Consider the following 16,337-nt stretch of genomic DNA (forward strand, 5'->3'; position numbering starts at 1 on the left):
GTGCGCAAACTTCGATCCCTCTTGCCCATTTTCCCGACGATGCCGGTCCCCGCGCCAAAGCCCGCGCTGGCCGCGCACCTCGCCCGCGCGAGCCGCACGCTGGCGCTGAGCGCCACGCTCCTGTACGCCGGGTTCGCGCATGCGCAAAGCGGCGCGCCGGTAGCCAATTCGGCGGATGCGGCAAGCGCTGCCGCCGCCACGGCAATAGCCAATGCCAAGCCCGTGGCAAGCAATTCCGTATTGCTCGCGCGCGGCGAATATCTTGCGCGCGCGGGCGACTGCGTCGCGTGCCACACGGTGCCTTCGCAGAAGATGTTCGGCGGCGGCCGCCCGATGGAAACACCGTTCGGTACGCTCTATACGCCGAACATTTCCTCGGACAAGCAATACGGCATCGGCGCATGGAGCGCCGACGAGTTCTATCGCATGCTGCACGAGGGCAAGTCGCGCGATGGCACGCTGCTCTATCCCGCGATGCCGTTCGCGTCGTACACCAAGGTCACGCGCGCCGACTCCGATGCGATCTACGCGTACCTGCTTTCCACGCCCGCGGTCAATCAGCCCAATCGCGCGCATACGCTGCGCTTTCCGTATAACCAGCGCCAACTCCTGATCGGCTGGCGCGCGCTGTTCTTCCGCTCGGGCGAGTTCAAGCCCGATCCGAAGCAGTCGGTGGAATGGAATCGCGGCGCGTATCTGGTGGAAGGTCTCGGGCATTGCACGATGTGCCACACGGAGATCAACGCGCTCGGCGGCAACACCGCGTCCAAGGAATTCCAGGGCGGTCTGATTCCGCTGCAGAACTGGTACGCGCCCTCGCTCACCTCGAACAAGGAAGCGGGCCTCGGTGACTGGAGCATCGGCGATATCGTCGATCTGCTGCATGCGGGCGTCTCGAATCGCGGCGCGGTGTACGGGCCGATGGCCGAGGTCGTCTACGACAGCTTCCAGTACCTCACCGAGGACGACGTGCGCGCCGTGGCCGTCTACCTGAAGTCGCTGCCGGGCCATTCGGGCGAAGTCGACAAATCGCCCAAGAGCCAGTTCGTGACCGAGGAAGCCAACCGTCTCTCGCCGCTAGGCAAGAAGATCTACGACGCGCAGTGCGCCACGTGCCACGCGTCCGAAGGCCAGGGAAAGCTGCCGCATTTCCCGCCGCTCGCGAACAACCAGTCGATCCAGATGAATTCGGCGGTGAACCCGATCCGCATGGTGCTCAACGGCGGCTATGCGCCGGGCACGAAGAAGAACCCGATGCCCTATGGCATGCCGCCGTTCGCGCAGTTGCTGTCCGACGAGGAAGTGGCTGCCGTGGTCACGTATATCCGCACGGCATGGGGCAACCATGGCACGCCGATTTCAGGGCGCGAAGTGAACGCGCTGCGCTCGGCGCCGCTGTTCTGAGCTTTTTTGAGCCGCCGTTGCGAACCTTCAAGCTGAGGCCGTGATGATCGAAACACCCGCCCCTCAACAACCGGGCGCGCCCGCGCAGCACGAGCAAGTCGACGAGATCGTGCGCCGCGGGCCATGCGGCGCGCTCGCGCTCGCCGGCATTGCCACGGCCATCGTGGCCGCGATCTGGTTTGCGTTCTACTTCCTGGTGTTTCTGCCTCGCGGTGTCATTCAATAACCGCGACGCATAACCACCACGAATAACCGGACCATCCGCCGGCAACCCTTCCACTCCATCTCGCGCCAACCGCCCTCATGTCCACGCATCCAACCGATCCCCATGCCAGCGCCGAAGTGGCCGCGCGCGTGGAGCGCCGCTGGGCCACGCTCATGGTGGCGCTCGTTCTCGTGCTGGTGGCGATGACCGTCTACACCGGCCTGCACTGGGCGATGATGCCGCCTTCGCGCGTCGAGACCATCGACCCCGAAACGCTGCACGTCTCCGGCGAATTCGTCGAAACCAATCTCGGCAGCGCGCTCGAGCCGGACGGCTCGGTCACGGTGCGCGTGATCGCGCAGCAGTACTCGTTCACCCCGCAATGCATCGTGGTGCCGGCGGGCGCGCCCATCACCTTCCGCGCCACCAGCGCCGACGTCGTGCACGGCTTTCTCGTGACCGACACGAACCTCAATTCGATGGTCGAGCCGGGCTATGTCTCCACCTTCCGCACGACCTTCGACAAGCCCGGCGACCATCTGATGCCGTGCCACGAGTACTGCGGGACAGGTCATCAGGGCATGTGGGCGCATGTGAAGGTCGTCGACCGCGACGCCTTCATGCAGATGGCCGCCCTTCCGGAGAACCATTCGCGGAGACTGAGCTGTGTTAAATAACAAGCGACTCGTGCTCGCCCACTTCTGGCTCGCGTTCATCCTGTTCGGGGTCGCGCTGCTGCTCGGCGCGTGGCAGATGCTCGTGCGCAGCCCGCTGCATCCGTGGCTGCGCGATCCCGAGCTCTACTATCGTTCGGTGACCGAGCACGGCACCGTGATGGGCTACGCATTCCCCACCCTCATCGCCATGGGCTTCGGCTACGCGGTGACCGAGCTCTCGCTCAAGCGCCCGCTCATCGGTGCGCGCTGGGCGTGGCTCGGGTTCATCCTGCTCGCGCTCGGCGCCGTCACCGCCTCCGCACCGGTCGCGCTCGGCCGCGCCTCGGTGCTCTACACCTTCTATCCGCCGATGATCGCCAATGCGTTCTATTACATCGGCGTCGTGTTCGTGGTGGTGGGCTCGTGGGTATGGGTCGCGCTGATGGGCGTGAACTTCACCGCGTGGAAGCGCGCGAACCCCGGCAAGCCGGTGCCGCTCGCGATGTTCGCGACCACCGCGGGCGCGTATCTGTGGGGCTGGACCGCCGTGGGCGCGGCCATAGAAGTGCTGTTCCAGATCCTGCCTGTCGCGCTCGGCTGGCGCAACACCATCGACGCGGGCCTCGCACGCGTGTTCTTCTCATGGACGCTGCATGCCATCGTCTACTTCTGGCTGATGCCCGCGTACATCTGCTACTACACGATCATTCCGCGCGCGATCGGCGGCCGGCTCTATAGCGATTCGATGGCGCGCATCTCGTTCATCCTGTTCCTCGTGGTGGCCATGCCGATCGGCCTGCACCATCTCTTCACCGATCCGCAGGTGGGCTCGGGCTTCAAATTCGTGCAGTCGGTGTTCACGGCGCTGGTGTCGGTGCCCACGCTGCTCACGGTCTTCACGATCTGCGCCTCGGTCGAGATCGCGGGGCGGCTGCGCGGCGGCAAGGGCGTGTTCGGCTGGATCGCCAAGCTGCCGTGGCAGAACCCGCAGATGCTCGCCGTGGCGTTCTCGTTCGTGATGCTCGGCTTCGGCGGCGCGGGCGGGCTCATCAACATGAGCTACCAGCTCGACCAGCCGGTCCACAACACCCAATGGATCACGGGCCACTTCCACCTGATCTTCGGCGGCGCGATCGTCATCATGTACTTCGCGATTGCCTACGATCTGTGGCCGCAGCTCACGGGCCGCGCACTCACGAACTGGCGGCTCATGCGCTGGCAGCTCTGGCTTTGGTTCATCGGCATGATCGTGACGACCTTTCCGTGGCACCTGGTCGGCATCATGGGCATGCCGCGCCGCATGGCCTACTTCGATTACAGCGACCCCGCGCTGGCCGCCCAGGCAAGCCTCGTGACCGCCTCGGCGGTGGGCGGGCTGATTCTCGTGATCTCCGCGATCCTGTTTTTCGTGGTGCTGCTGCAAGGCCATCGCAGTCCGGCGCAGGCGCCCGAGGAATACCGCTTCAGCGCACCCGTGCATGAATCGCCGGTGTTGCCGCGCGCGCTCAACGGTTTCGCGCTGTGGGTCGTGCTGATGATCGCGCTCACGATCACCAACTACGGCTACCCCATCGCCCAACTGCTCGCGGCACCCAACACGGCCGTGCCCGCGATTCCGATTGGAGCGCCGCGATGAGCGAAGAACGCCTGTTCACCTTACGCAATGTGTGGTTCCGCGCGAGCGTGGGCGCGACGATACTCGCGTTCGTCGGCGCCGCGTTGATCGGCTTCGTCTGGCTGCCTTCCGCGCAACGCGATGCGCAGTTCCAGGGCATCTGGAACGCCATCTGCAGCGCGGCCGGCGTGCCGCGCCAATGGTCTCAGGCGGGCGCCACCATCACGCCGGGCTACAAGGTCAGCACGGTCGAGCTCACGCCGCACATGCTCGAGAGCGCCAGCACCCTGTCGATCGGGCGCGGCGCCACGCTCTCGCTGCGCTGCACGATGTGCCACGGCCCGCAGGGCATGAGCCAGGCCAATTCGCCGAATCTCGCGGGCCAGTTCGCGAGCGTGGTGTACAAGGAGCTGCTCGACTTTCAGAGCGGCGCGCGCAAGAACGCGGTCATGACGCCGATGGCGCAAAATCTCGCCGACCAGGACATGCGCGATCTCGCGGCCTACTACGCCTCGCTGCCGCCCGCGGCGCGCGTGGGCGGCACGCCGCCGGGAATCGTCGCGCTCGGCGCGCCGATGCGCAATATCCCGGCGTGTGCCTCGTGCCATGGCGGCGTCGACCACAAGGTGGGCACCCCCTGGCTCGACGGCATGCCGGCGGCCTACACCAAGGTGCAGCTCACGGCCTTCGCGGACGGCACGCGGCACAACGACATTTCCGAGCAGATGCGCAATATCGCGCGCAACATGACCCCCGCGGAAATCGACGCCGCGGCGGCCTGGTACGCGGGCGGTGTGCGTCCGTAGCGCATCCGCCGCGACGGGACACACGCGGAGCGCGGCACGCCGCCTGCACGCTCCGCGCGTTCCCCCACACTCTTGCCTGGAGACATCATGGCCCTTGCTCACGCCAAGCCTGGCGAAGTCTTCGACGTGCGTGCGCTCGGCGGCGCGCTCAAGGACGCGAAGTCGACCACGCTGATCCGCGCGGCGCAGCTCGAGGTGATCCGTCTCGTGCTGCCAGCCGGCAAACGCTTGCCCGAACACAGCGTGCCCGGCGAGATCACGGTGCTGTGCGTCGAGGGGGTAGTCCGCTTTTTCGTGCGTGGCGAGCCGCGCGCGATACAGGCGGGTCAGATGCTGCTGCTCGGCGCGGGCGAGCCGCATGCGCTCGAAGCGCTTGACGACGCCTCGGTCATCGTCACGATTCATCTCGCTCATCCCGCGAGCGACGGCAAACCCGCGAGCGCCCCATCAGTCCACCCATAACGTCCAGACCGTTGCACCTCCGCTTTACGCGTGCCGTGCGCGACGCCTGCGCTGCGCCGTTCCGCTGGATCGTGCGCCATCCGTTCGTGCCTGGGTGTGCGGGCACGCTCGTGGGCATCGCCATCGTCGCGCTTGCGCTCGCGGGCTTCGCGCAGCAGCGCGAGCAGGCGCTCGCGCACGCGCGGCAAACCTCGGAAACGCTCGTCTCGCTGATGTCCGCGCATCTCGAAGAGAGTTTCGGCGTCTACGACCTGATCCTGACCGAAGCACTCGAATCGATTCGCGACCCGCGCGCGGCTGCGCTGCCGCGCGACCTGCGCCGCCAGCTCATGTTCAGCCGGGTGGCGGGCGCGGCCTATCTCGACGGCGCGCTCTATATCGACGCCGGCGGCAAGATCGTCGAATCGCTGGACGGCGCCGACTACCCGAACGTGGATCTCGCCGACCGCGACTATTTCCGCGCCCAGGAGCGCAGCCCCTCGGTGGGCATGTACATCTCCGATCCATTCCGCTCGCGCGTGAACGCAGGCCAGTACGCAATCGGCCTCTCGCGCCGCGTGAGCACCTACGACGGCGCGTTCGGCGGCGTGGTACTGCTCACGTTGCGGCTCGCGTATTTTCAGCGCTTGTTCGAGCGCATCGACGTGGGCAGTCGCGGCGCCCTCTTCATCATGCTCGATGACGGCACGCTGCTCGCCCGCAAGCCGTTCTCCGACTACGACGTGGGCATGAACTTCGCCTCGCAGCGGCAAATCGCGCCGATGCTCAAATCGAGTGCGGGCACCTTCGTCGCGCGCGACGACGAGGACGGCACGGCGCGCATCCACACCTGGCGGCGCGTACCGCACACCTCACTGATCGTGGCCGTGGCGCCCGCGCTCGACGACGCGCTCGCGGCCTGGCACGAGCGCGTGTCGATCTACAGGCCGATGTCGCTCGTGTTCGGCGCGGTGGTCGCGCTGTCCTCATGGCTGCTCGCGTTCGGGCTGCGCGCACGCCTGCGCGCCGAGTCGGAGCTCGAACGGCTATCGGTCACGGACGCACTCACGGGCCTCGCGAACCGCCGCGCGCTCGACCTGCATATCGTCAACGAATGGAACCGCGCGCGCCGCGCAAACGAGCCGCTTTCGGTGCTGTTCATCGACATCGACCGCTTCAAGCTCTTCAACGACTTCTATGGGCATGCCGTGGGCGACGAAGTGCTCGCTGCCGTGGCGCACGCGATCCAGGCCGCCGTGCATCGCACGACAGACATGGTGGCGCGCTACGGCGGCGAAGAATTCGCGGTGGTGCTCGCAAACACGCCGCCCGATGGTGCGCTGCATATCGCGGAGCAGATCCGCGCGAACGTGCAGCGCCTCGGCATCGCGCACGGGCACAGCGAACACGGCTCGGTCACGGTGAGCGTGGGCTGCGCAACCTGCATGCCGCGCGAAGGCACCGGCGCGCATGCACTGCTGCGCGCCGCCGACGAGGAGCTATACGCGGCGAAGCAGGCCGGCCGCAATCAGGTCAAGGCGAAGGCCTTCGACGGGCCGCCGCCCGATCCGCGCCACGCGCTGGCCGACGACGGCGCGCCGCGGGCGGCCCCTGTCGGCCCGGCTAGTTCGACGGCAGCGGATCGTCGTTGAGGGTCTTCAGGAACGCGACGATGTCGCGGATCTCATCGCCGGACATCGCGGGCTTGTCGCCGAACTTGCGGTCGAATGGCGCGTCGGTCACGTCCACATTGTTTCGGTATTGCGGCGGGATATCGTCGTATTTGTCGATCTTGCCCTTCGCATCGCGCGGATAGAACTTGCCCGGGTCGGTGTTGCGCTCGTTGTAGAACGCCATGACGTGGTCGAGGTCGTGATAGATGCCGTTGTGGAAGAACACCGTGCGCGTGGCCGCATTACGCAACGTGGGCGTGAGGAACATCCCGCAGTACTGCGTCTGGTCTCGCAAATCCGCACGGAACGGCCCGCACACGCCCAGATCGTAAAAGCGCGGATCGCGGTTCTGCGCAAGCTTGCGGTTGCGCGGCACGCCGAGCGCCTCGTACTGGTAGTCGGTGAACATCGGCGGCAGGCCATCCCTGCCCGGCTTCGAGAGGTGGCAGCCCGCGCAGTTCGCCCGGCCCGGATCGTTGAAGAGGCGCAGACCGCGCAGTTCGGCGCGTGTGAGACGCGCGCGTCCTTCGAGCCAACGGTCGTACTTGCTGTTGTACGGATGGAACGACGGATCCTCCACCTGGTAGCGCGAGATCGCGAACATCGCTTCGGAAACCAGCAGCTTGCCGTTGCTGAAAATTCGTGGTCCGAATAATTCCGTGAAGCGCTTCGCGTATGGCGCCTGATCGAGTTTTCCGGCCACCTGATCGACGCTCGTGTTCCCCATTTCCACAGGGTTGAGCAGCGGGCCGTAGGCCTGTTGTTGCAGCGTATCGGCGCGGCCGTCCCAGAACAGGCCGCCTTGCGGCACCTTCTCCGTGGAGGTCGACGGACCGCCCGCGGTCTTTTGCGACTTGACCACGCCCGCGGCGGCCGCGGCCTGCTCGGCGACCGTGGGCGCATCGTCGCTTTCGCCCGCATCGGGCCCGATGCTGAAATTCGGCTGGCGATACAGATACATGAGCGACGGGGGCGGACGATAGCCCTGCTGCGTCATCGCGAGTCCGCCTTGCTGCACGTCGAGCCCGTTGGGCGGGCCATAGGCATGCGCGGGACTGTGGCACGAGGCGCACGACTGTTTGCCCGAGGCCGACAGCGCCGGATCGAAAAAGAGCTGCTTGCCGAGCTGCGCCATGGCCGAAAGCGGCGCCACGGGCGGACGCTGCAACACGACCGGATGCGGATTGGCGCCGGTGAGGTTCTCGACGATGACGCCCACGGGCGCGGGCACATTGGCGGGAAAGACGACGGCGTAAGCACCGAAGCCGAGTGCGGCAACCGCTAAAGCGGCAGCGGCGCGCGGTAGTGTGAGCCCACGGCGCGCGGGCTTCGCCTTGACGCTGGCCGACGACGATGCGGAAGAAGCAGACGAAGAAGCAGACGACGAAAACTCGGACATATTGCCTTGTTCCTTACGGAACCAGAAAACCAAAAAGCCGTGGGCGATCGCGAGGATGCGCCACACGGCGTCAGGGCGCGCTGCGCACGCCCTTGCGGACTTCGAGCGCCGGTTACATCGCCGGCGCGGCGCTCAATTGCGTGCCTTGCGTGCCGTCGAGATACAGAACCGGCAGGATGCCCTTGCCCGCGAAATCGAACATGCCGCGCATGTCGCCCGCCACGGCATCGAACGATCCGCCGCCAAGACGCGCGCCGCCCAGCCAGTTGTCTTCGATGAAGCGCACCACCGAGGCCTGGTCGATGAAGGTGTGATCCACGTAGTTCGCCTTTGCCCACGGCGAAATCACCACGAACGGAATGCGCGTGCCAGGGCCGCAGCGGCCATTGACCGGCGCGCCCGCGACGCCCGTGGGCTGGGTCCCGCTGCCGCACACGCCATTGCCGTTGAGCTGGTCGGCCGAGGCCATCGACGAATGCACCGGCGGCATGTATTGATGGTCGTACCAGCCATCCGAGTCGTCATAGGTCACGACCACGGCGGTGTTCTGCCAGTCGGGCTGCTGCATCAGAAAGTTCACGACCTTCGTGACGAACTGCTGCTCGTCGAGCGGGTCCGAGTAGCCCGCGTGCGCGTCCTGTGCGGCCGGTGCCTTCAGGAAGCTCACCGACGGATAGTTGCCGGCTTTCACGGCGGCGAAGAAGTCGTCGGTGTCGTACTGGTGGTTCGCAGGCTCGGCCGTCTTGCCGTCCGTTTCCAGGCTCGAGCCGATCGCGGCCGTCGAGCTCGGGCGCGTGTGCTGCGGGTTCGAGGTCGATTTGAAGTATTGGAACCAGTTGTGGTGCGGAATGTAGTCGGCCGTGGCGGCATTCACGGCGGTTGCGACCGTGCTGCGCTTGCAGCCCGTAGTGCCGTTCGGGTTGGCCGTCTGCAGATTGAAGCCGCCCATGAAGCCGCCCCAGGTGATCTGCTTCGCGTTCAGCAGATCACCGATGTTCTTCGCGTTGATCATGCCCGTGTCGGTGGTGCTGGAGCACACGTCGTAGCCGGGGTCGACGTCGTTGATCATGGTGAGCCCGCCCGCGCCGTCGTTAATGTAGTAGGACGAAGTAGTTGCCGTGGCCGGCTGCTTCGACGAGACCACGATCTGGAACCCGTTGGTCTGGCCCGCCACCACTTCGAGCGCGCCGGGCGTGGACGGGCCATACGTCGTGGTCCACGCGTTGTCGCTCATCGCGAACTTCTGCGCATAGTTCCATAGCGCCGTGACCGTGTTGCCGTCGAAGTAGCCCATCACCTGGCCCTTCGTGCCGAACGCGCCCGCGCCGCCGCTCGTGGCGTGGCCGGTGTACTTCGGGAACAGGTCGAGCGCGCCGTTGTCGGCGGCTTGCTGCTCGGCCGTGTAGGCATGGTTCTGGTCGGCGGTGGCCGCCTGGGTGCGGTCGAGGCGGAACGGGTTCGCGGCGTCCGCGCCGTTGGCGGTGTTCGTGAAGTTGGGGTTAGCCGTAAGCAGCGCGCCCGTGAGGCTGTTGACTGCCGGCGTGCCCGCGGCAGCCGTGAAAGCCGGTTCGCCCGCCGGATTCGTGGCGCTCGGATAGGTCGCAAAATAGTGGTCGAACGAAACGTTTTCGCCGTAGATCACTACGAGGTGCTTGATCGGCGTGGCCGTCGCGAGCGCGTCCTGCGCGGACACGGCCGGCGAGTTCGACGAATTGCTGCTGCCGCAGGCGAACAGGGTGGCGGCAAGTCCAACGCACGGCGCGGCGAGTAATGCCCGGCGGTACATGCGATCCATGGTGTGGGGCTCCATCGAATTCTGAATTGAGTTTGCTTCGGCGTGCGCATTACACCACCCGAACATGACCCCAAAACGACCATCTCATTTCTTCAAGCTTTCGTTTCATTTCGATACTGAAAGCATCGCCGCTGCCGTTGCACTCTTTCGCGCGCGAGCTATAACAGAAAGTGCAGCGCGGATGTTCTCTGCGCGCCCGCCTTCTCCTCCTTGTTGCGCCGCGCCACGCTGCGCCGCCTCCCGAGCCCGCGGAGGCTTGCCTGCCGAGCAAGGCAGTCAGGACCTGTTCCCGTCGATGACAGGTTCGATAACACGTCCGGCAGCCCGGTCCCAGCGCCGGCATCCCGGCTTATGCTCGAAGCGCGCATGGCGCAGCGCCGTGTGCGCGCCGGGCCGTCCTGACATCGCGTTCAGGAAGGAGTGTGGAGATGAAGATCCGTTTGGCGTCGATCGCCGCCTGCTTGACCGCCCTTGCGGCCCTCGCGGCTGGCGCGCCTGCCACGGCGCAGACGAACGACGAGCCCACCTCGCAGCAGCGCGCGCATCAAATGATGATCCGTGACGCGGATGCTTCGGCACAGGCCGCCACCGACATGTCGTACGGCGGCACGCCCGACACGCACAGCGCCGCCGGCCATCCCACCGGTAAAGCCTGCTTGACCCGTTCGGAGTGCGATCTATTTTCCGGCCATTGAGCCGTGCTGACGCGCAGCCGGCGCGCGTGCCGCCCGAGCCGCCCTGCGGCTGCGCCTTCGAATATCGGTTAGCGCCGCCGCTGCTGGGGTGCCGGCTTTTCCTGCACGCGCCCGCGCGGCGCGCTTCACTGCACCGTGGCCCGCAGCAGTTCCGCCACGCGCTGCAGCGGCACAAGCAGTTCGGGCGCGATGCCGTAGAGCGGGCCGAGGGTTTGCGCGACGTCGCGATAGTCGACCTGCACGCGGCCTTCGTCGTCCTCCCAAACCACGAGCCGCAGCGGCAATTCGAGCGCCGTGTGCGGATTGGCCAGCATAACCGGCGTGCCCGCCGTCGGGTTGCCGAACATGAGGAGCCGCGTTCGACGCAACTCGAGCCCCGCGAGCACCGCGGCCTCGCGCTGGTCCACATCGGCGAACACTCTGGCGCCTGCGCGCTCGAGCACCGCCTTGAGGCGTGCGATCGTGGTGTCGAAATCGTGCGCGCTCGTGTAAGTCAGAACGGATGAGGGATGCTGCCCATGTTCGGTCATGGCGAGACTCCGGGGAACGAAACCGCGTGTCGGTTTTAACTCGGCTTGAGCTCGAACTGTAGCCCATAAGACGCACGCTCCGGGCCCAGCATGAACGCGGCCCGCCAGGGCCGCCCCGGGGCGCTCACAGCATCGGCGTCAGTTTCTGGACCTGCTGCGCGAAGTGCACCATGTCTTCGCCGTTCAAAGCCGTGCGGGTCGGCAGATCGACCGTGAGCGGGTCTTGCGGCACGTCGGCCACGTGGACCTCATAGTGCAGATGCGGACCGGTCGCCCAGCCCGTCCTGCCCACGTACCCGATCACCTGGCCCTGGCGGATTTCGCTGCCCACGCGCAACGCTTTCGCGAAGCGCGAGAGATGCGCGAAGGTCGTCGAAAAATCGCCGAAATTCTTGATCTGGATAACGCGGCCATAGCCGGTCTGCCAGCCCACGAACGTCACGGTGCCCTGCGCAGTCGCATGCACGGGCGTGCCCATGGGCGCAGCGAAATCGACGCCTTCGTGCGGCGCCCAACGGTGCGTGACAGGATCGAGCCGATCCGGCGAAAAGTCCGACGAGATGCGTGTGTACTCAACCGGGTAGCGCAGGAAGGTCGGCGACGCCGGCTGGCCGTCGGCGTTGTAGTAGAACGCCTTGCCGTCCAGCTTGCGATAGAGGAACACATCGTGCGCGTCGTGGCCGCTGGCAATGCGCACAGCAACAGGCCGGTCGTCCTGCGCGGCGGAGTCGGCCGCCGCGCCCTGGGTCGCGGGGCCGGCGGCCGGCGCGGCTTCGGTGAATGTGTGCACGGCGTTCGCCGCGCCGTTGCGGAACACGAGGCGCATCTCGCTGCCCGGCTTCAGATCGTGTTCGACATCGAGTTGCCCCGAGAGCGCGTGGGCGAGCCGCGCGGCCACGGCAGCGCCGACGCCCAACTGGTCCGCCGTCGCCGCGAAGTTCTGCGTAACCTCGGCGGATGCGACACGGAAAGCGGGAACCGGCGGGCCGACAAACACCGGCGCGGCGGCGGCCGGGGCCAGGGTCGGGGCCGGTTCGCGCTCGGCGCGATCGGGGATTTCGTCCGACGCGTGCAGCGAAACCTCGGCGGCCGGCCGGGGCAACTGATGCGACAGCCACGCCGTGCACGCGGTGCTGAGCGCAGCCACGAGCATCGCTTTGCCCGCGACTCCCTGCGGCGTCGTCGATACGAATTTGGACATCTACGGAAACAAACTGAGTACGGATGGCTGGCGGAAAGCCGCGCGCGACGCGCCGCTTTCGCAACGACATCGGCGCCATTGCAGCACCGATGGGCGAGTGGGCGAGCGTATGACAGATTTCTTAAACGAATCTTAAAAATAACAAATAGTATCAATTCCCCATTTTTAACGGATGGTTCGCAGTAATTCGATGGCAATTGCACGCTGTAGACGACTCGAACCCGGTTCATTGCATGGCGCGCGGTTCGACCCGGCCGGCCCCGCGTTCGGCGCGCCGGAACCCCGGTCGAGGTAGGATGGGGGCCATGAACAAGCGCGCCCAACTTTCAGCGGACAACCGGCGAATCCGACCGTGGTGGATGATCGTGATGACGGTGGTGATCTGCTTTCTGTGTCAGAGCGCCTTCGCCGAGGCAGATGGCCGCGCCGCGAGCCTGCGCAGCAAATATCGGAGCCTGACGCAACAACTCGCACACAACCCGTTTCAGCGGCCCTTGTACCTCGAATCCAAGGAGTTGCCGTCAGCACTCAACGGCGAGATTTACGGCGTGGTCAATTATCCTTTCACGACGGTCGACGGCACGCTCAACGACCCGGCTCAAGGCCCCGCCAACTGGTGCGACGTATTGATCCTGCACCTGAACACCAAGTACTGCCACGCGTCGACCGGCGCCAACGGTACGGTTCTGGCCGTGAATATCGGCAAGAAAACCGCGGAATCGCTTTCCTCGTCCTACCGGGTGCAATTCGACTATCGCCCGGTAGTCAGCACGACAGATTATTTTCGCGTGGAACTCACCGCCGCCACGGGGCCATTTGGCACGAAAGATTACCGGATCGTGCTCGAGGCGATACCCGTGGACAATAGCCGTACCTTTATCCATCTGACCTACGCCTACGGTTATGGCACGGCGGGACGGATCGCGATGAAAGCCTATCTGGGGACGATCGCGAGCGACAAGGTTGGATTCTCCTCCACCAGCGATCCATCGACGAACGAGCCGCGATACATCGGGGGGATGCGCGGCCTGGTGGAGCGCAATACCATGCGCTATTACCTCGCCATCGAGGCTTATCTTGGCGCGCTCTCCAGCCCATCCAACGCCCGGCTCGACAAACGGCTCGCTGACTGGTTCGACGCGACGGAGCAGTATCCGCGGCAATTGCACGAGGTCAGCCGCGCCGACTATATGCAAATGAAGCACGACGAATATCTGCGTCAGCAAACGGCCCAGTAGTCTGCCAGGTCGTCCGCCGGCGCGGCGGCGCCATGGGGACATCGCCGTTCACGCGGCCGGACACGATCGCGCCGCCGTCAGGAGCGTGTCGGCGGGTTATCAGGGCGTTCCGTACCGGTTTTCGTGCGCGCATCTGTATCGGTACTGTACCGATTGCCCCCGCTAAACTGGCTGCCAGTCAATTGCGGCGATCGCTGACAACGATCAGCGGTCGCCGCCCTGCCCCTGGAGCCATCGCACCATGCTGCCCGAAATGCTCAGCGCCTTGCCCGCCGGCATGCTCTTCGTGGTGGTCACAACCATCACGCCCGGCCCCAACAACACCATGCTGCTCGCCTCCGGCGTCAACTTCGGCTTCAAGCGCACGGTGCCGCACATTCTAGGCATCAGCGCGGGCGTCGTCGTACTGATGCTGTCAGTGGGATTCGGCCTCGGCGAAATCTTCCGTCACGTGCCCTGGCTTTACACGGCGCTCGAAGCCGCGAGCGTCGCCTATCTGCTGTGGCTCGCATGGAAGATCGGCACCTCGGGCATGCTCAAGGAAAGGGGCGGCGAACGCCGCCCCATGCGCTTTCACGAAGCCATCGCGTTCCAGTGGATCAACCCGAAGGCGTGGATGATGGTGCTCACTGCCGCCACCACGATCCGCCTCTCGGCGGACTTCGGCGTCAACACCGTCGTGATGGCCGCGCTGTTCTATGTAATCGGCCTGCCCTGCATTTGCGTGTGGGCCGCCTTCGGCACCGGCATGCGCCGCTTTCTCGGCGACTCACGCCGCCTGCGCCTGTTCAATATCGCCATGGCGCTGGCGCTCGTCGCTTCGATGTATCCGCTGTTCGCGCACCTGCTGCAGCGCTGAGGCGGTCTGGCGCTGAACGCGGCTGCAGGAACTGCTCAACAGCGACCCCACGTGCATGTTCGTCTGGTTGCGCGTGCCCGGGCCGTATCGCTTCAACGATTTTGCCGCCACCACTCAGGCGCGCGACGCGAGCACGATGCCCGCCGCGGCGGTTGCCGTCGATCGCTCGACCACCTGGCACGGCGTGCGCATCAAGCGCGCCGACGCGAGTTCGCGCGAGCAGTTGGCGCACGGCCTTGCAGATACTCGCGCGCACGCTGCGCGACCGGCCACCGGAGCTATTCGGGACGATCCAGGGTTGGGTGCTGCGTGGGGCGCATGGCGCTTTACGACGCGTGATGGTCCACCCGCTCGATGAAGCGCCACAGCGCGTCGTCGAGCGAATACGGCGCGTTGAAGCGGAACCAGGCGCTGGCCGCGTCATCGGCGCGGAAATAGGAGCCGGGCGCGAGCCAGATGCCGTCGGCCAGCGCCGCCGTGGCAATCGCGCCGGCGCGCGCGGCCTCCACCGGCAGGCGCACCCATATGAACAGCCCCGCGCGCGGCCGGCAGAACGATTCCAGCCCCAGCGCGTCGAGCCGATCCTCCAGCGTTGCATGCGCGACCTTCAGGCGCTCGTTCACGATCTCGACGTGATGCGCGTAACGCCCTTCGACCAGCACCTTGTCGACGATGCGCTCGATCGTCTCCGACGACGTGAGCCCCACCGCCATCTTCGCGCGCGCCAGCTCGCGCAGCACGTCGCGCTCGGCAACCACGTAGCCGCAGCGCAGCGAAGGCGTCACCGTTTTGGAAAAGCCGCCCACGTAGACCACGCGCCGCAACCCTTCCATTGCCGCCAGCAGCGGTGCGCCGGGCGGCGCGAGTTCGCGGCTCACGTCGTCTTCCACTACCCAGATGCGCTCGCGCTCGGCGATCTGCAGCAAGCGGAATGCATTCGCCATTGAGTAGGTCGCGCCGGTAGGATTTTGCAGCGTCGTGTTTACGAAAATCGCCTTGGGTCGATGCGCCGCCACCTGCTGCTCCAGCACCTCGAGATCGATCCCGGCCGGCGTGCGCGGCACGCCATGCACCGTGAGCCCTGCGAGCTTGAGAATCTGCAATAAATTGCAGTAGCCCGGATCCTCCACCAGCACCGCGTCGCCCGTACGCAGCAAAGTGCGCACGATCAGATCGAGCCCCTGGGTCGCGCCCTGCGTGAGCAGCACGTTGCCGACCTCCACCGGCAGCCCCTGGCGATCCAGTTGCGCGGCAATGCGCTCGCGCAGCGGCGCGAAGCCGTATGGGTGCCCATAGTCGCCCAGCCGCACCGCCGGCACGCGGCTCGTCGCGCGTAGCGCGTGATGCAGCCCCGTCTCGTTGATCCACTCGCTCGGCATCCAGCCGCAGCCCGCCTTGATCGGCACGGAATGATCGGCGAACACATCCGAGAGCAGCCAGTTGGCCGTGAGCGTGGGCGGCTGCCAGACCGCCGCGCTCGGGCGCGGCGCGGTCTCGCGCGGCGCCACGCGGTAGCCCGAGCCGCGCCGCGCCACCACGAGCCCCATCGAGACGAGCCGGTTGTACGCCTCGGTCACCGTATAGGTGGAAAGCGCATGCGACTGCGCCAGTTGCCGCACCGAAGGCAGCAGCGCGCCCGAGCGCAGTGCATTCGCTTCGATGGCGTGAGCAAAACCGTGCACGATCTGCTCGACGAGCGTGGGAGCGGCGCGGCCGCGTTGCAGTTCAAGTTCGATCATCGGGAAAGGGGGTGGCGCACGCCGACCAATACAGTTGCGGCAAATTGTCCAGCACGGTTATCAGCGCAGTATAGAGACTGT

At 66.1% G+C, this 16,337-nt stretch carries 16 protein-coding genes; 11 read left to right on the forward strand and 5 right to left on the reverse strand.

The features are described from left to right. Positions 1–39: 39 nt before the first annotated feature. The 7 genes from P5W98_RS15775 to P5W98_RS15805 all read left to right on the forward strand — a co-directional run bounded on the left by P5W98_RS15775 (position 40) and on the right by P5W98_RS15805 (position 6,779). A complete protein-coding gene (locus tag P5W98_RS15775; RefSeq protein ID WP_421026997.1) occupies positions 40–1,404 on the forward strand; it encodes a c-type cytochrome in 1,365 nt (454 codons plus the stop codon). A gap of 43 nt (positions 1,405–1,447) precedes the next feature. Beyond that, complete coding sequence (locus P5W98_RS15780) at positions 1,448–1,630, forward strand: hypothetical protein (protein ID WP_245004715.1); 183 nt, start codon at positions 1,448–1,450, stop codon at positions 1,628–1,630. A 77-nt stretch (positions 1,631–1,707) separates the two neighbouring features. Continuing rightward, the gene (locus P5W98_RS15785) at positions 1,708–2,286 is read left to right on the forward strand and encodes a cytochrome C oxidase subunit II (RefSeq protein WP_421025369.1); all 579 of its coding nucleotides are present in this window, start codon (positions 1,708–1,710) and stop codon (positions 2,284–2,286) included. Then, positions 2,276–3,901: a b(o/a)3-type cytochrome-c oxidase subunit 1 gene (locus tag P5W98_RS15790; RefSeq protein ID WP_421025368.1), complete on the forward strand. Its 1,626-nt coding sequence runs from the start codon at positions 2,276–2,278 to the stop codon at positions 3,899–3,901. The genes P5W98_RS15785 and P5W98_RS15790 overlap by 11 nt, the downstream gene beginning before the upstream one ends. Then, positions 3,898–4,686, forward strand: a complete 789-nt coding sequence (locus P5W98_RS15795; RefSeq protein ID WP_421025367.1) for a c-type cytochrome — start codon at positions 3,898–3,900, stop codon at positions 4,684–4,686. The genes P5W98_RS15790 and P5W98_RS15795 overlap by 4 nt, the downstream gene beginning before the upstream one ends. An 87-nt stretch (positions 4,687–4,773) precedes the next feature. Then, a complete protein-coding gene (locus P5W98_RS15800) occupies positions 4,774–5,148 on the forward strand; it encodes a cupin domain-containing protein (protein WP_421025366.1) in 375 nt (124 codons plus the stop codon). Between the two features lie 11 nt (positions 5,149–5,159). Continuing rightward, positions 5,160–6,779: a GGDEF domain-containing protein gene (locus P5W98_RS15805; RefSeq protein ID WP_421025365.1), complete on the forward strand. Its 1,620-nt coding sequence runs from the start codon at positions 5,160–5,162 to the stop codon at positions 6,777–6,779. On the opposite strand, the gene P5W98_RS15810 is transcribed toward P5W98_RS15805, so the two are convergent. Both P5W98_RS15810 and P5W98_RS15815 read right to left on the reverse strand, forming a co-directional pair. Continuing rightward, positions 6,751–8,199, reverse strand: coding sequence for a cytochrome-c peroxidase (locus P5W98_RS15810; RefSeq protein ID WP_421025364.1), 1,449 nt, complete (start codon positions 8,197–8,199; stop codon positions 6,751–6,753). The genes P5W98_RS15805 and P5W98_RS15810 overlap by 29 nt on opposite strands. A 112-nt stretch (positions 8,200–8,311) precedes the next feature. Beyond that, positions 8,312–9,985, reverse strand: a complete 1,674-nt coding sequence (locus P5W98_RS15815; RefSeq protein ID WP_421026996.1) for a phospholipase C — start codon at positions 9,983–9,985, stop codon at positions 8,312–8,314. 437 nt (positions 9,986–10,422) lie between these two features. Here P5W98_RS15815 and P5W98_RS15820 point away from each other — a divergent pair, with 437 nt between their 5' ends. Next, on the forward strand, positions 10,423–10,689 hold the full coding sequence (locus tag P5W98_RS15820; protein WP_421025363.1) for a hypothetical protein: 267 nt from the start codon (positions 10,423–10,425) through the stop codon (positions 10,687–10,689). A 125-nt stretch (positions 10,690–10,814) separates the two neighbouring features. Here P5W98_RS15820 and P5W98_RS15825 read toward each other — a convergent pair whose 3' ends face one another. Further along, a complete protein-coding gene (locus P5W98_RS15825; RefSeq protein ID WP_421025362.1) occupies positions 10,815–11,219 on the reverse strand; it encodes a DUF302 domain-containing protein in 405 nt (134 codons plus the stop codon). Between the two features lie 124 nt (positions 11,220–11,343). After that, the gene (locus P5W98_RS15830) at positions 11,344–12,420 is read right to left on the reverse strand and encodes a M23 family metallopeptidase (RefSeq protein WP_421025361.1); all 1,077 of its coding nucleotides are present in this window, start codon (positions 12,418–12,420) and stop codon (positions 11,344–11,346) included. A gap of 359 nt (positions 12,421–12,779) precedes the next feature. Between P5W98_RS15830 and P5W98_RS15835 the strand changes: the two genes are divergently transcribed. From P5W98_RS15835 to P5W98_RS15845, 3 genes are all read left to right on the forward strand, one after another. Then, positions 12,780–13,658: a hypothetical protein gene (locus tag P5W98_RS15835; RefSeq protein WP_421026995.1), complete on the forward strand. Its 879-nt coding sequence runs from the start codon at positions 12,780–12,782 to the stop codon at positions 13,656–13,658. A 241-nt stretch (positions 13,659–13,899) separates the two neighbouring features. Next, complete coding sequence (locus P5W98_RS15840) at positions 13,900–14,517, forward strand: LysE family translocator (RefSeq protein ID WP_421025360.1); 618 nt, start codon at positions 13,900–13,902, stop codon at positions 14,515–14,517. A 55-nt stretch (positions 14,518–14,572) separates the two neighbouring features. Then, on the forward strand, positions 14,573–14,875 hold the full coding sequence (locus P5W98_RS15845) for a hypothetical protein (protein ID WP_421025359.1): 303 nt from the start codon (positions 14,573–14,575) through the stop codon (positions 14,873–14,875). On the opposite strand, the gene P5W98_RS15850 is transcribed toward P5W98_RS15845, so the two are convergent. Then, entirely contained in the window at positions 14,844–16,256 is a 1,413-nt protein-coding gene (locus P5W98_RS15850) for a PLP-dependent aminotransferase family protein (protein WP_421025358.1), read from the reverse strand. The genes P5W98_RS15845 and P5W98_RS15850 overlap by 32 nt on opposite strands. Between the last annotated feature and the right edge of the window lie 81 nt (positions 16,257–16,337).

This window comes from Paraburkholderia sp. A1BS-2L, assembly GCF_051125205.1.
Classification (GTDB): Bacteria; Pseudomonadota; Gammaproteobacteria; order Burkholderiales; family Burkholderiaceae; genus Paraburkholderia.

Coding starts and splice junctions, on each gene's coding strand:
- P5W98_RS15780 (WP_245004715.1), top strand. CDS start 1,448: ATGATCGAAACACCCGCCCCTCAACAACCGGGCGCGCCCGCGCAGCAC.
- P5W98_RS15820 (WP_421025363.1), top strand. CDS start 10,423: ATGAAGATCCGTTTGGCGTCGATCGCCGCCTGCTTGACCGCCCTTGCG.
- P5W98_RS15815 (WP_421026996.1), bottom strand. CDS start 9,985: ATGTACCGCCGGGCATTACTCGCCGCGCCGTGCGTTGGACTTGCCGCC.
- P5W98_RS15830 (WP_421025361.1), bottom strand. CDS start 12,420: ATGTCCAAATTCGTATCGACGACGCCGCAGGGAGTCGCGGGCAAAGCG.
- P5W98_RS15850 (WP_421025358.1), bottom strand. CDS start 16,256: ATGATCGAACTTGAACTGCAACGCGGCCGCGCCGCTCCCACGCTCGTC.
- P5W98_RS15825 (WP_421025362.1), bottom strand. CDS start 11,219: ATGACCGAACATGGGCAGCATCCCTCATCCGTTCTGACTTACACGAGC.
- P5W98_RS15840 (WP_421025360.1), top strand. CDS start 13,900: ATGCTGCCCGAAATGCTCAGCGCCTTGCCCGCCGGCATGCTCTTCGTG.
- P5W98_RS15810 (WP_421025364.1), bottom strand. CDS start 8,199: ATGTCCGAGTTTTCGTCGTCTGCTTCTTCGTCTGCTTCTTCCGCATCG.
- P5W98_RS15835 (WP_421026995.1), top strand. CDS start 12,780: ATGATCGTGATGACGGTGGTGATCTGCTTTCTGTGTCAGAGCGCCTTC.
- P5W98_RS15795 (WP_421025367.1), top strand. CDS start 3,898: ATGAGCGAAGAACGCCTGTTCACCTTACGCAATGTGTGGTTCCGCGCG.
- P5W98_RS15800 (WP_421025366.1), top strand. CDS start 4,774: ATGGCCCTTGCTCACGCCAAGCCTGGCGAAGTCTTCGACGTGCGTGCG.
- P5W98_RS15785 (WP_421025369.1), top strand. CDS start 1,708: ATGTCCACGCATCCAACCGATCCCCATGCCAGCGCCGAAGTGGCCGCG.
- P5W98_RS15845 (WP_421025359.1), top strand. CDS start 14,573: ATGTTCGTCTGGTTGCGCGTGCCCGGGCCGTATCGCTTCAACGATTTT.
- P5W98_RS15775 (WP_421026997.1), top strand. CDS start 40: ATGCCGGTCCCCGCGCCAAAGCCCGCGCTGGCCGCGCACCTCGCCCGC.